The sequence below is a fragment of the Pseudomonas anuradhapurensis genome (genome assembly GCF_014269225.2).
GTDB classification, from domain to species: domain Bacteria; phylum Pseudomonadota; class Gammaproteobacteria; order Pseudomonadales; family Pseudomonadaceae; genus Aquipseudomonas; species Aquipseudomonas anuradhapurensis.
In genome coordinates this window covers 4,302,848-4,315,798 of sequence record NZ_CP077097.1, presented here as the reverse complement: position 1 = coordinate 4,315,798, position 12,951 = coordinate 4,302,848, and the positions used below count along the sequence as shown (strand labels likewise).

11 protein-coding genes and 1 pseudogene are annotated in these 12,951 nt (G+C 62.6%); 4 read left to right on the top strand and 8 right to left on the bottom strand.

The genetic code is table 11. The annotated features are described in order from the left end of the window. Positions 1-29: 29 nt before the first annotated feature. Together HU763_RS19760 and sbcB are read left to right on the top strand one after the other, a co-directional pair. On the top strand, positions 30-389 hold the full coding sequence (locus HU763_RS19760) for a PilZ domain-containing protein (protein ID WP_186685267.1): 360 nt from the start codon (positions 30-32) through the stop codon (positions 387-389). A gap of 41 nt (positions 390-430) precedes the next feature. Continuing rightward, the gene (gene sbcB / locus HU763_RS19755; RefSeq protein ID WP_186685263.1) at positions 431-1,864 is read left to right on the top strand and encodes an exodeoxyribonuclease I; all 1,434 of its coding nucleotides are present in this window, start codon (positions 431-433) and stop codon (positions 1,862-1,864) included. A gap of 84 nt (positions 1,865-1,948) precedes the next feature. On the opposite strand, the gene mvaT is transcribed toward sbcB, so the two are convergent. Then, positions 1,949-2,326 carry a histone-like nucleoid-structuring protein MvaT gene (gene mvaT / locus HU763_RS19750; RefSeq protein WP_170032265.1) on the bottom strand — a complete coding sequence of 126 codons (378 nt, stop codon included), beginning with the start codon at positions 2,324-2,326 and terminating at the stop codon, positions 1,949-1,951. 283 nt (positions 2,327-2,609) lie between these two features. Between mvaT and purU the strand changes: the two genes are divergently transcribed. After that, positions 2,610-3,461 (top strand): formyltetrahydrofolate deformylase, encoded by an 852-nt coding sequence (gene purU / locus HU763_RS19745; RefSeq protein ID WP_023662871.1) that lies wholly within the window; start codon positions 2,610-2,612, stop codon positions 3,459-3,461. Positions 3,462-3,768: 307 nt separating this feature from the next. Here the strand turns inward: purU and HU763_RS19740 are convergent, their stop codons facing one another. The 5 genes and pseudogenes from HU763_RS19740 to HU763_RS25145 all read right to left on the bottom strand — a co-directional run. Next, positions 3,769-4,764: a glucosaminyl phosphatidylglycerol flippase gene (locus tag HU763_RS19740; protein ID WP_186685261.1), complete on the bottom strand. Its 996-nt coding sequence runs from the start codon at positions 4,762-4,764 to the stop codon at positions 3,769-3,771. Beyond that, positions 4,761-5,525, bottom strand: coding sequence for an N-acetylglucosaminyl phosphatidylglycerol deacetylase (locus HU763_RS19735; RefSeq protein ID WP_170032260.1), 765 nt, complete (start codon positions 5,523-5,525; stop codon positions 4,761-4,763). The genes HU763_RS19740 and HU763_RS19735 overlap by 4 nt, the downstream gene beginning before the upstream one ends. After that, entirely contained in the window at positions 5,518-6,639 is a 1,122-nt protein-coding gene (locus HU763_RS19730) for an N-acetylglucosaminyl phosphatidylglycerol synthase (protein ID WP_170032256.1), read from the bottom strand. The genes HU763_RS19735 and HU763_RS19730 overlap by 8 nt, the downstream gene beginning before the upstream one ends. A gap of 175 nt (positions 6,640-6,814) precedes the next feature. Beyond that, positions 6,815-7,579 carry a methyl-accepting chemotaxis protein gene (locus HU763_RS25150; protein WP_372241584.1) on the bottom strand — a complete coding sequence of 255 codons (765 nt, stop codon included), beginning with the start codon at positions 7,577-7,579 and terminating at the stop codon, positions 6,815-6,817. Between the two features lie 93 nt (positions 7,580-7,672). Continuing rightward, a pseudogene (locus HU763_RS25145) lies at positions 7,673-8,689 on the bottom strand (HAMP domain-containing protein); the annotation flags it as partial. A 167-nt stretch (positions 8,690-8,856) separates the two neighbouring features. On the opposite strand from HU763_RS25145, the gene HU763_RS19720 reads away from it, so the two are divergent. After that, positions 8,857-10,332, top strand: coding sequence for a helicase HerA-like domain-containing protein (locus tag HU763_RS19720; protein ID WP_186685259.1), 1,476 nt, complete (start codon positions 8,857-8,859; stop codon positions 10,330-10,332). A 242-nt stretch (positions 10,333-10,574) separates the two neighbouring features. Here HU763_RS19720 and HU763_RS19715 read toward each other — a convergent pair whose 3' ends face one another. Together HU763_RS19715 and HU763_RS19710 are read right to left on the bottom strand one after the other, a co-directional pair. Then, positions 10,575-12,047, bottom strand: coding sequence for an inorganic phosphate transporter (locus HU763_RS19715; protein ID WP_186685257.1), 1,473 nt, complete (start codon positions 12,045-12,047; stop codon positions 10,575-10,577). A gap of 314 nt (positions 12,048-12,361) precedes the next feature. Then, on the bottom strand, positions 12,362-12,562 hold the full coding sequence (locus HU763_RS19710; RefSeq protein WP_063913241.1) for a hypothetical protein: 201 nt from the start codon (positions 12,560-12,562) through the stop codon (positions 12,362-12,364). Positions 12,563-12,951 lie beyond the last annotated feature (389 nt).

Below are 12,951 nucleotides of genomic sequence, written 5' to 3'. Positions count from 1 at the left end.
GGCCCCTGGGTACGGACTGCACTGCGATCATGTTCAACAAGCGCTACATAGAACGACACCAGCTGCCCTGTGTTCTCAAGGTGTTCAATCGCTTTACCGGCCAGCTCATCGGCCAGTTGGGTAACGCCTCCGAGGACGGGCTGATGCTGATCAGCCAACTGCCGGTGCTGGTAGGGCCCGACTACGAATTGCAATTGCGCTTGCCGTTGCTCGGCGGCGGGCATCAGTTCGTCAACCTGACTGCCAGTTGCCTGTGGTGCCGCGAAGACCAGACGCCCGGCCATTACGATTCCGGTTTCATGCTGCTGCAAACGCCCCGCGAGTACGATGAATTCGTCGCTTCGTTGCGCGACTATTTCAGTTTTCTTCCCGCCGACGCTTCGGTCTGAGGCTGCGTTAGAATCGGTCGACCTCGATACAGGACGACCCCGTGACCTCCAGCATTTTCTGGCACGACTACGAAACCACCGGCATCAACCCGCGCTGCGACCGGCCGTTGCAGGTGGCCGGTGTGCGCACCGACTTCGACCTCAATGAAATCGACGAGCCGATCAGCCTTTATTGCCGGCCCTCCGACGACATCCTGCCGCACCCGGCTGCCTGCCTGGTAACCGGCATCACCCCGCAGCAGCTGGCTGAGCAAGGGCTATGCGAAGCCGAATTCATGACCCGGGTGCATGAGCAACTGGCCCAGCCAGGCACCTGTGGTGCTGGCTACAACACCCTGCGCTTCGACGACGAAGTGACCCGCTACAGCCTGTACCGCAACTTCTTCGACCCCTATGGCCGTGAATGGCAGGGCGGCAACAGCCGCTGGGACCTCATCGACATCGTGCGCACGGCGTATGCCCTGCGCCCTGACGGTATCGAATGGCCGCAGCAGGACGGGCGTGTCAGCCTGCGCCTGGAACTGCTGAGCAAGGCCAATGGCATCGACCACGGTCATGCCCACGAAGCACTTTCCGACGTGCGGGCAACCATCGCCCTGGCCCGTCTGATACGCCAGAAACAGCCGAAGTTGTATGAATGGCTGTTCCAGTTGCGCAGCAAGCATAAAGTCATGGAACAGGTCCGTTTGCTGCAACCGCTGGTACATATATCCGGGCGCTTTTCAGCGGCCCGCAACTACCTGGGTGTCGTTTTGCCACTGGCGTGGCACCCGCGTAATCGCAATGCGCTGGTTGTCTGCGACTTGCATCAGGAAACCCTACCTTTAATACGGGAAAGTGCTGAAGTTCTACGCCAGCGCTTGTATACCCGCCATGAACAACTGGCCGAGGGTGAACTACCCGTGCCGTTGAAACTGGTGCAGATCAACCGCTGCCCGGTACTGGCACCACTGTCGGTACTGCGCCCGGCCGATCAACAACGGCTGGGCCTGGACTTGGCCTCGTTGCAATTGCGCGGCGAAGAACTGGCCAGGCAACAGTTGCAATGGCAAGACAAACTGGAACACATCTACGGCCAGGAAGACTTCGCCCCGAACGATGACCCGGAACAACAGTTGTATGAAGGATTTTTCGGCGACCGTGACCGCCGCTTATGCGAGCAAGTTCGTGCGCTGGAGCCTGCGCAATTGGGCCGTGGGCACTGGATGTTCGACGACCCGCGCTTGCCGGAATTGTTGTTCCGCTACCGGGCGCGCAACTTCCCCGACACCTTGAGCAGCGAAGAGCGGCAACGCTGGTTCAGCTTCTGCCAGCAGCGCCTGAGCGACCCGAAATGGGGCGCGCCGAATACCCTGGGCGACTTCGAGCAGGCGCGCCAGCAGGCCTGGGCGGGCGCTGACGAGGCGGGGCGGCGTGTGCTGGAGGCCTGGCATGAGCACGCCCGGCAGTTGCAGGCCAGGTTTGCCATTGGCTGAGTACCAGGGAAAACACAGGCAAACAAAAACGCCGGCAGGGTGCCGGCGTTGTTGCTGCGATAAGCAATAAGCGTAGATGGACAATCAGTCCAGCAGGGTCGCCCAGCTTTCAACCACATCGCCACCCCATTTGGCTTTCCACTCTTTCAGGGTCTTGTGGTTGCCGCCTTTGGTTTCAATCACTTCATTGTTGTGTGGGTTCTTGTATTGCTTGACCTTGCGCGCACGCTTGGTGGCGGTAGTCTTGACGGCACCGCGAGGCGCTTTGCTCAGTTTCGAATCGGGGTCGAGCAGGGCAATCACGTCGCGCAGCGACTTGGAGTATTCGCCCATCAGGTTGCGCAGTTTGCCTTCGAACTCCAGTTCTTTCTTCAGCTTGTCATCCTGCGACAGATTGGCCAGGCGAGCTTGAAGTTCCTTGATGGCTTCTTCGGTGGCGCGGTATTCGTTGATCAGGGACATGGAGTGTTCCTTAATGCGTGTTCAGAAATGTGTGGGCCAATAATAGACAGGCGATCCGCTCAAGTAAATATATTATTGGGCGGTTAACTGTTAATTAAGCTGTGACAACATTTCTCTAGGTGAACAAAAATTTACATTTAACCCCTGCATTTGTCCTGTCTGTCAGATGCTGTGCACAGCGCGCAGGGCAAGGCTCACAATCCCGGGCGGCTGCGATCAATACTGCGTTTTTGCTGGCGGGCCGCTAGAATGGGCGCCTTTGCGAAGTTCTGGAGTCTCATTCATGCGCACCTATCGTCTGGTGATCGCCTGCCCCGACCGTGTTGGCATCGTGGCGAAAGTCAGTAATTTCCTGGCCTTGTACAATGGCTGGATCAACGAAGCCAGCCATCACTCCGATGAGCAGAGTGGCTGGTTCTTCATGCGTCATGAAATTCGCGCCGAATCGCTGCCGTTCGGTATCGAGGCCTTCCGCGAAGCGTTTGCGCCGATCGCCGAAGAATTCTCCATGACCTGGCGGATTACCGACTCGGCGCAGAAAAAGCGCGTGGTGCTGATGGCCAGCCGCGAATCGCACTGCCTGGCCGACCTGCTGCACCGCTGGCACACCGATGAACTGGACTGCGAGATCCCCTGTGTAATCTCCAACCATAACGACCTGCGCAGCATGGTCGAATGGCATGGCATTCCGTTCTTCCATGTACCGGTCGACCCCAAGGACAAGGCCCCGGCATTCGCCGAAGTGTCGCGCCTGGTGCAGGAGCACGCTGCCGATGTGGTGGTGCTGGCTCGCTACATGCAGATCCTGCCGCCGCAACTGTGCCAGGACTATGCCGAGAAGGTGATCAACATCCACCACAGCTTCCTGCCGTCGTTCGTCGGCGCCAAGCCTTACCACCAGGCTGCGCTGCGCGGCGTCAAGCTGATCGGCGCGACCTGCCACTACGTCACCGAGGAGCTCGATGCTGGCCCGATCATCGAACAGGACGTGGTGCGCGTCAGCCATGCCGACAGCATCGATGACATGGTTCGCTTTGGCCGTGACGTGGAAAAGATGGTGTTGGCCCGTGGCCTGCGCTATCACCTGGAAGACCGCGTGCTGGTGCATGGCAACAAGACCGTGGTATTCGACTGAGACAACTGGGTTGTCGGGATACCCTGGGGCTGCTTTGCAGCCCATCGCCACACAAGGCCGCTCCTGCAAGAGATGCGCGACGCAATGGCGGAACGCGATTTCTTGCAGGAGCGGCCTTGTGTCGCGATGGGGCGCAACGCGCCCCCGCTAATCCTGGAGGGAACATCAATGACCAAGCAGCGCAACCAACCCACCGCCGCCGCCCCACCGACCCTCGGCGAAGGCTGCCTGGCCCGCTACGACCCCGCAGCCCTGGCCGATACCGACGGCACCGAGTTCCCCGGCGCCGCCGAACTCTGGCAGCAGCTCAACCAAGCTGACGCCGCCGCCAGCGCTCCAGCAACGGCCGCGCCAGCAGAAACACGAATACCGGCCCACCCGCCAACAGGTAGAAGTAGTAGGTAACCGCCCGCCATATCACGATCGCCGCCGCCGCGGTCGAGCTGCCCACCAAGGGTGTCAGCAGGCTCGCCGAGGTCAGCTCGGCGGCACCGGCACCGCCCGGCAGCAGGCTGAACTGGCCAGCGCTGAGCGACAGCATCTGCACCAGAAAGCTGGGTATCCACGCCAGGTTCACCCCCAGCCCCTGCAACACCAGGTACAACACGCTGTAGCGCAGCCCCCAGTGCACGCAGGTGAGGGTGAAAACCAGGATCAGCGTGCGTTTCGGCAGGCGCCAGGTTTGCGCCAGGGCATCGATGAAGTGCAGCAGTTTGCGCGCCCAGCGGCGTTTGCGCTGCGGGCTCATGCCCAGGCGGCGCAACAGGCGGCCATTCAGGCGCATCACCGTGCGCCGGTAGCGCAACAGCCCAAGCACCCCGGCCAGGGCCGTGCACAGGAGCAACGCGCTGCCCAGTAGCATGCCTTGCTGGCTACGCCCCAGGCTGTGGAACAAGGCGTAGCCGGCAATCGCCAGCATGGCGCAGAAGAAGAACACCAGGTCGTTCAACTGGTCCATGGCGAAAACCGCGCCGCTGCGCGCCGGGCCGATACGGTCGCGGGCCAGCAGGGCCATCAGCGCCAACGGGCCACCGCTGCCGCCGGGCGTAGTGCAGATGGCGAACTCGGTGGCCATCACCACACCCAGGCTGCGCAGGCGCCCGAGCCTTGCACCTTGCTGGCCGAGCAGCAGGCGCAGGCGAAGGGTATTGATCACCCAGCACAGCAGGATCATGCCAAACAGGGTCAGCAGCAAGCTCGGATCGAAGCGTTGCAGCCTTGGCAGCAGCCCGCTGCCACCGAGCAAGGCCGGCACCAGCACCGCGCCGAGCAGGGCCAGGCCCAGCCATGCCAGGCGGTTCATGCGCCGACCTTGCGGTCCAGCCAGGCCGACTTGGTCAGAGGTTCGCGGCCCTGGGCCAGGAGGTTGCGCAAGGTGTTCAACCAGTAGTCGCGGGAGCTGCGATGGCGCATGTCCACCGGGTGCAGGCCCAGGCGCAGGGTTTCGGCCTCGCGCCAACGCCGGCATTGCCAGTCGCAGACCCACCGTGACAGGCCGCGGCGCCAGGCGCTGCGGGCACTCCAGACCAGGCCTGGGGCCTCGACCGCGGTGAACTCCGGCAAGCGATACAGGTGCTGCGGCGTGCTGGTGTAGCGCAGCGGCAGTTGACGCAAGGCCTGGCGGGTACCTTCGCTCATCAGCCAGGCGGGTGCGACAAAGCCGGCCACTGGCCAACCCTGCTGGCCGAACACGGCCAGGCCGTGCTGCAGGCGTTGCAGTGCCTGTTGCTGGTCGAGTGCGTAGAACTCGCCTTCATGGGTATAGATGCGGCGCATGAAGTACTCGCCGGGCGTACGCGGCGGCGGGCCGTCATCGGCATGGTAATAGCCGTGCAGCGCCAACTCGTCGCCTTGTGCCAGGCGCCGTTCGAGCAGACGGCAGAAGGCGGGCGAGCGCAGCAGGGGGTTGCGCTGGTGAAAGTCCGGTACCACCAGCCAGGTCATGGGCACGCCGCCGATGGCGTCGACTGCCTGGACGAAGGGTTGGTAGTCCGGCCAGGTCTCGGGGGCCACATCGTGCAGCACCAGCATCAGGCTGCGCGCACCTGGCAATGGCTCAAGCATGGGCGCGAGCCTGCGGCTGGTGGCCGAGCACGGCCTGGTAGTGCTGCAGCAGGCCGGCCACCACGTTGTCCCAGGAGTAATGCTGTTCGACATGGCGGCGGGCCTGTGCCCCCAGTTTGCGTACGCCGGCCTCGAACGCCTCGCGCACGGCGTCCGCCATGGCCTGGCCATCGTTCGGCCGGCACAGGCGCCCGCAGTGTTCGTTGACGATCTCGCCGAATGCACCGGCGCGCACGGCCACCACCGGGGTGGCGCTGGCCATGGCTTCGAGAATGACCAGGCCGAAGGTTTCCTGGTCGCCGGCATGCACCAGCAGGTCAGCGCTGGCCATCAGCCTGGCGACTTCCGGGGCAGGGCAGAAGTGGTCGATCACGCTGACGTTCTGCGGCACGTTGGCCGGCATGTTCGAGCCCACCAGCAAAAGGTGGTAAGGGCGGCCAAGGTGCTGCATGCAGTCGAGCAGTACCGGCAGGTTCTTTTCCCGCGAGCCACGGCCGGCATAGATCAGCAACCGGCTGGTGTCGGCAATGCCCAGTTCGGCACGCAGCTGCGGGTCCCGTCGGCTGGGGTGGAAGGTGCCCAGGTCGACGCCCAGGCGCTGCACGTGCACGTCCCGCACGCCCAGCCGGCGCAGTTTGTCGGCCATGACCTGGCTGGGCGCCAGGACCCGGTCGAAATTGCCATACAACTTGCTGACGTAAGCTTCGACATTGGGCGTGAACCAGTTGCCCATGCGGTTGCTGACCAGCAGTGGCAGGTCGGAATGGTAGAAACCGATCACCGGCACATTCAACTGGCGCCTTGCTTCCAGCGCAGCCCAGGCAGTGAGGTAGGGGTCGCCGACTTCGATCAGGTCAGGCTTGAGCTTGCGCAGTACGTTGCACCAAGGGGCCAGGCGTACCGGGAAGCGGTAGCCGTTGCCGAATGGCAGCGGCGGTGCGGGCACCTGGTAGATGCCATCGGCATGTTGCGCGCTGGCGCCGGGTATCAGCAGGCTGTGGCGCACGCCGTGGATGGCGTCGAGGCGGTGGTGTTTGGCATCAAGATAGGTACGTACGCCGCCGCTGGCGGGGGCGTAGAACATGGTGATGTCGGCGATGTGCACGATCAGCATCCCTCCGGGATCGTCTTCGGGTCTGTCATCCGGCGGTAAAGGGCCGGCGATGACGCGCCTTAAAGTTGACCTATCAGAAGGATAGTTTGTTCGATCGGGGTTGGGCGGGATAAGGCGGGGAGCGGTGTCGGCTCATTCACGGGCGTGCCCGCGAAGAAGCCGACGCGGTCCTGGGTCAGATACGGAAGCTGCCCACCAGGTGCTTCAGGCGGCTGGCCTGTTGCTCCAGGTCGGAACAGGCGCGCAGGGTGGCCTGCAGGTTCTCCACGCCCTCCTGGTTGAGCATGTTGATTTCGTTGATGTCCATGTTGATCGCTTCGACCACGGCGGTCTGCTCTTCGGTGGCGGTGGCCACCGACTGGTTCATCCCGTCGATTTCGCCGATGCGCACGGTAACGCTGTCCAGGCGTTCGCCGGCCTGGTTGGCGATCTGCATGCTGTCCTGGCTGTGGCGTTGGCTCTGGTCCATGGTCTCGACCGACTCGCGGGCGCCGACTTGCAGCTCTTCGATCATGGTCTGCACCTGCTGCGCCGATTCCTGGGTGCGGTGGGCCAGGTTGCGCACCTCGTCGGCGACCACGGCAAACCCGCGCCCGGCCTCACCGGCACGGGCCGCTTCGATGGCCGCGTTGAGGGCCAGCAGGTTGGTCTGCTGGGAAATGCTGGTGATCACTTCGAGGATCTGGCCGATGTTGACGGTCTTGCTGTTCAGCGTCTCGATGTGCGCGCTGGAGGTGACGATCAGGTCGGACAGGCGGTTCATCGCCGCAATGTTGCGCTCGACCACCTGTTGCCCTTCTTCGGCCAGCAGCCGCGCCGAGCTGGCGTGCTGCGAGGCCTGGGCGGCGTTGCCGGCAATTTCCTGGGCCGCGGCGCCCAGTTCGTTGATGGCCGCGGCCACGCTGTTGGTGCGGTTGGCCTGCTCGTCGGAATTGGTCATGGACGAGTTGGAGGCGCTGATCACTCGCAGGGCCACTTCGTTGACCTGCTCGGTGGCCGACGACACTTCGCGGATCGAACTGTGGATACGCTCGACGAAACGGTTGAAGGCGCTGCCCAGGATGCCGAATTCGTCGTGGTTGTGGATACGCAGGCGCTTGGTCAGGTCGCCTTCACCTTCGGCGATGTCCTCCATGGCGCGGGTCATGGTGTGCAGCGGCTGCATCAGCACACGGATCAGCAGGCCGAGCAGGCCGATGATGATCACCACCGCCACCAGCGTGGCGATCACGGCCGAGGTGCGGAAGGTGCTGAGCATCGAGAAGGCCTTGTCCTTGTCCACCGACAGGCCGATGTACCAGTTGGCCGACGGCAGCCCGGTGATCGGGGTGAAGGTCAGCAGGCGGGTCTGGCCATCGCTCTGCACTTCGGTCAGCTCACCGGTCAGTTTCGGCGTGTGCTGCGGGAACAGGTCCGACAGCGACTTCATCACCAGGTCTTTGTCCGGGTGCACCAGGATCTTGCCCTGGTCGTTGACCAGGAAGGCGTAGCCCATGCCGCCGAAGTTCAGCGAGTTGATGATCTGCACCAGGCCGTCGAGGGCCAGGTCGCCACCGACTACCCCGACATTGCCGGCGATCTTGCTGATGATGCCGATGACCATCTTGTTGGTGGCCATGTCGATATACGGCTCGGTCAGGATGGTGCCGGTGGCATTCATGCCGTCTTTGTACCAGGGGCGGGTGCGCGGGTCGTAACCGTCCGGCATCTTCGTATCGGGGCGCACGCTGAAGCCGCCATCGACCTTGCCCGCGTAGACCGTGAGGAAGCTGGAAATAAGGGCGTTCTGGCCCAGCAGGGTGTCGGAGCTGGCCGGCTCCTGGGCGATGTTCTGTGCCAGGTTTTCCACCAGCTTGATACGGCCGTCGAACAGGTTGCGGATATTGGTCGAAGTGGAATCGCCCATTTCAGCCAGATAGTTTTCCAGGTCTGCGCGGATCGCATTACGCTGGAGGTAATCGTTGTAGAGCGTGAAAAGGCTGAAGGCGAGGATCACGATCAGTGATGCGGCCAAAAGGATCTTGTGGCTGAAACGAAGGCTTTTGTTCATGGCGTAATCGGTTCCGCTAAGGTGTTGTATCAGGCGTTTGCACGCGTGGCGTCGCAGCCGTGCAAGATCCCGAAAAGTCCCTTTTCGGTTGTCCCTCTCTATTAAGGCGAATATCACCCACTGGTATCGGCCGAACTAAGGCAAAGCTTGAGAAGAGGATTAAAGAGATGTCGGAAATTTCGACCATCGTTGTAGGTGCTGGCCCGGATGGCCAACCAGTCGGGCAGGCGATGAAGCTGGCCAATCGCCATGGCCTGGTAGCGGGTGCTACAGGTACTGGCAAGACTGTCACCCTGCAGCACCTGGCGGAAGCGTTCAGTGATGCGGGGGTGGCGGTGTTCGCCGCCGATGTCAAAGGCGACCTGTGCGGCCTCGGCGCTGCTGGCGCGCCGCAGGGCAAGGTGGCCGAACGCATCGCCGGTATGCCTTGGCTGGGGCACCGGGCGCAGGCCTACCCGGTAAGCCTGTGGGACATCGCCGGGCAGTCCGGGCACCCGCTACGCACCACCCTCAGCGAGATGGGGCCGCTGCTGCTGGGCAATTTGCTGGAGCTGACCGACAGCCAGCAGGCGGCGCTGTATGCCGCGTTCAAGGTGGCCGACCGTGAAGGCCTGTTGCTGCTGGACCTCAAGGACCTGAAAGCGCTGCTGGCGCACCTGAAGGACAACCCGCAACTGCTCGGCGAAGACAGTGCACTGATGACCACGGCTTCCACCCAGGCCCTGTTGCGCAGGCTGGCTACCCTGGAACAGCAGGGGGCCGAGGCGCTGTTCGGTGAGCCGGCATTGCAGCTCGAGGACCTGCTGCGAGCAGACCCGGATGGCCGTGGGCGCATCCACTTGCTGGACGCCAGCCGCCTGGTGCACGAGGCACCCAAGGTGTATGCAACCTTCCTGTTGTGGCTGCTGGCCGAGCTGTTCGAGCAGTTGCCGGAGCGCGGCGATGCCGACAAGCCGATACTGGCGCTATTCTTCGATGAAGCGCACCTGCTGTTCAACGATACGCCCAAGGCCTTGCAGGACCGCCTGGAGCAGGTGGTGCGGCTGATCCGCTCCAAGGGGGTTGGGGTGTACTTCGTTACCCAGTCGCCAGGCGACTTGCCGGATGCAGTGCTGGCGCAGTTGGGCTTGCGCATCCAGCATGGCTTGCGGGCATTCACCGCCAAGGAGCAGAAATCGCTGCGAGCGGTGGCAGATGGCTTCCGCCCCAATCCGGCGTTCGACACCTTGGCGGTGCTGACCGAGCTGGGCATTGGCGAGGCGTTGGTAGGGACGCTGGAAGAAAAGGGCACGCCGGCGATGGTGCAGCGCGTGTTGGTGGCACCGCCGCAGTCGCGTATCGGGCCGCTGAGCGCCGTTGAGCGTTGTGCGCTGATTGCGGCTTCCCCATTGGCCGGGCGTTATGACAAGCCGGTGGACCGTGAATCGGCTTATGAAATGCTCAGCCAGCGCAAGGGCGAGCCGGTAGAGCCGGCACCACAGCCCCAGGCGGACGAGGAAAGTTTTGCCGACAAGGCCGGCGAGTTTCTGCAGAGTGCGGCCGGGCAGGCGATCAAGTCGGCGGTGCGTCAAGCGGCCAACCAGTTGGGGCGGCAGCTGGTGCGGGGGCTGATGGGGTCGTTGCTGGGGGGGAAGAAAAGGTAGGTTGCCTGTACTGGGGCCTTCGCGGCCTGCGCTGTACCTGTAGGAGCGGCCTTGTGTCGCGAAAGGGCTGCGCAGCAGCCCCATCGATTGCAAACCAATCGGTTGAACCAGACGTTTCCCGCTCACCATCCTGGGGCTGCTGCGCAGCCCTTTCGCGACACAAGGCCGCTCCTACAACAGGCGTGCATGTTTGCGGATATGAAAAAGGCGCCCTCAGGCGCCTTTTTCATTGCGGTTGTCACTCAGCCAATGGCTTTGGACGCCAGCCAGAACAGGCCAGCCGCCAGGCCCATCGACGCCGGCAGGGTCAGGACCCAGGCCAGCAGGATGGTTTTCACGGTGCCGCCTTGCAGGCCGCTCTTGTTGGCGACCATGGTGCCAGCCACGCCGGACGACAGCACGTGAGTGGTCGATACCGGCAGGGCGAACACGTTGGCCATGCCGATGGCGCAGGCCGCAGTAATCTGCGCCGACATGCCCTGGGCATAGGTCATGCCCTGCTTGCCGATCTTCTCGCCAACGGTCAGCACCACGCGCTTCCAGCCAACCATGGTGCCCAGGCCCAGTGCCAGGGCGACTGCCACGATCACCCAGAACGGTGCGTATTCGGTGGTGGCGGTCAGGTCCTTGCGCAGTTTTTCCAGGTCGGCCTTTTCACGGGCCTCCAGGCCTGGCAGCTTGCCGACCTTTTTCGCGGTGTCGTCCAGGCACAGCAGGTAGCGGCGCACTTCAACGCGTTTTTCAGCATTCAGGCTGTGGTAGTCGGTCACGCCCTGCAGCGAAGACTGCAGCGCGGCGATGGTCGGCTCGGTCTGTTGCGGGTTGCAGCTGAACTGCTCCGGCAGGTCGCTGGCATTGGCCTTGCCCAACGCCAGGAACTCGCCCAGGGTGGCGGCATTGCGCTGGTAGAACTGGCTCATGTGCAGGGTGGCGTCGCGGGTACGCTCGATCTGGTAGGTGGTGCTGTTCAGGTCGAGGACGAACTTGGCCGGGACGATACCGATCAGTACCAGCATGATCAGGCCGATGCCTTTCTGGCCATCGTTGGAGCCGTGCACGAAGCTCACGCCCATGGCCGAAACCACCAGTACCAGGCGGTTCCAGAACGGCGGGTGCTTCTTGTCGTCGAGCTTGCGGCGCTGTTCGGGGGTCTTGTGCATCTTCGACAGCGGGCGCCACCACTTCAGGCCGATCAGCACCAGGGCTGCGACGGCGAAGCCGGCCATCGGCGAGACCACCAGCGACATGGCGATGTCGATCGCCTTTTGCCAGTTGACGCCATCACCAAGCGGGATGTCGTTGATCAGCGCGTTGGCCAGGCCGACACCAAGGATGGAGCCGATCAGCGTGTGCGAACTGGAGGCCGGGATGCCGAAGTACCAGGTGCCCAGGTTCCAGGTGATGGCCGCAGCCAGCAACGAGAAAACCATGGCCAGGCCGTGTCCGGTGTTCACGTTGATCAGCAGCTCTACCGGCAGCAGGTGGACGATGGCATAGGCCACCCCGACACCGCCGAGCAGAACGCCAAGGAAGTTGAACACGCCGGAGAAGAACACGGCGAGGTGCGGCGGCATGGCTTTGGTATAGATGACGGTGGCTACCGCGTTGGCGGTGTCATGAAAGCCATTGATGAACTCGAAGGCGAGTACGAAGGTCAGGGCGAGCAGCAAGCTCACCAGTACCCAGGCATCCAGTCCGCTGAATAATTCGATCATGAAGGTTGTCTGGCGGTCATAGGGGGGCGGGATTATGCCAGAAAACCGCGGCAATCGATGCATCTGCTACAGACCGATGGCAGCCTTCCGGCGGTGAACTGAATCTGCGCGGGGAGCCGAGTGCCCAGGGAAATGTCGGCCAAAACGCTTGAAACAGGGAAGAAAATGGCAAAAGCATGAGGAAAATGCCGCTTTTGGATCATTCAAACGGCTGTATGAAATTTGTGTAATTCCATTTCACTCATCGGCTTGGCGGTAAAGATCGAGCGTGCCCGGGCCGGCCGGGCGACGACCCGCTGCTGGCGAGGCCGTGCTCAGGGATTATCGCTGCGCAGTTCCTTTTCCATGCGTTCCAGTTCCTGGCTGAAGGCCTGGTCACGCACGCTGGCACGCTTGCGCCAGGGTTTGCGTTCCGGATCCGGTTGTGCGGCGTAAGTCGTGACTTCACCACCGTAGACGTCCTTGTAACGTTCAGCCTGGCGCTCGAGTTCTGCGCGCAGTTCATCTTTCGTCACATGCAGTACCTGATATTAAGTTTGATGACTGTTTGTCATGCGCAGTGCAGTGTGCGCATGCGTGCTGGCCACGCTTGCGTGACAGCGGAAGGTTCATTGCCGCGGCAGCGCCATGGCCTGCGCAAGCGATTATAGCAATCGCCATTTCGCCGGACATCGTTATTTACCCAACCGTGACATATCTGACATTAACTAATGAACGCTACCCAACAATAGCCTGCACTCTTCGTACAAGTTCGAAAGGCAAGGCGGATAAAAGTTCGTTCCAGTACAGGCGTGCGAGGGGGCGGGCATGCAATGAAAAACGGCCTCGCCTGAAAGGCGAGGCCGTTGCCTGGGACTTCTACGGTGGGTACCTGACCAGTCTCTCCAAAGAAGCCACAAGTGGC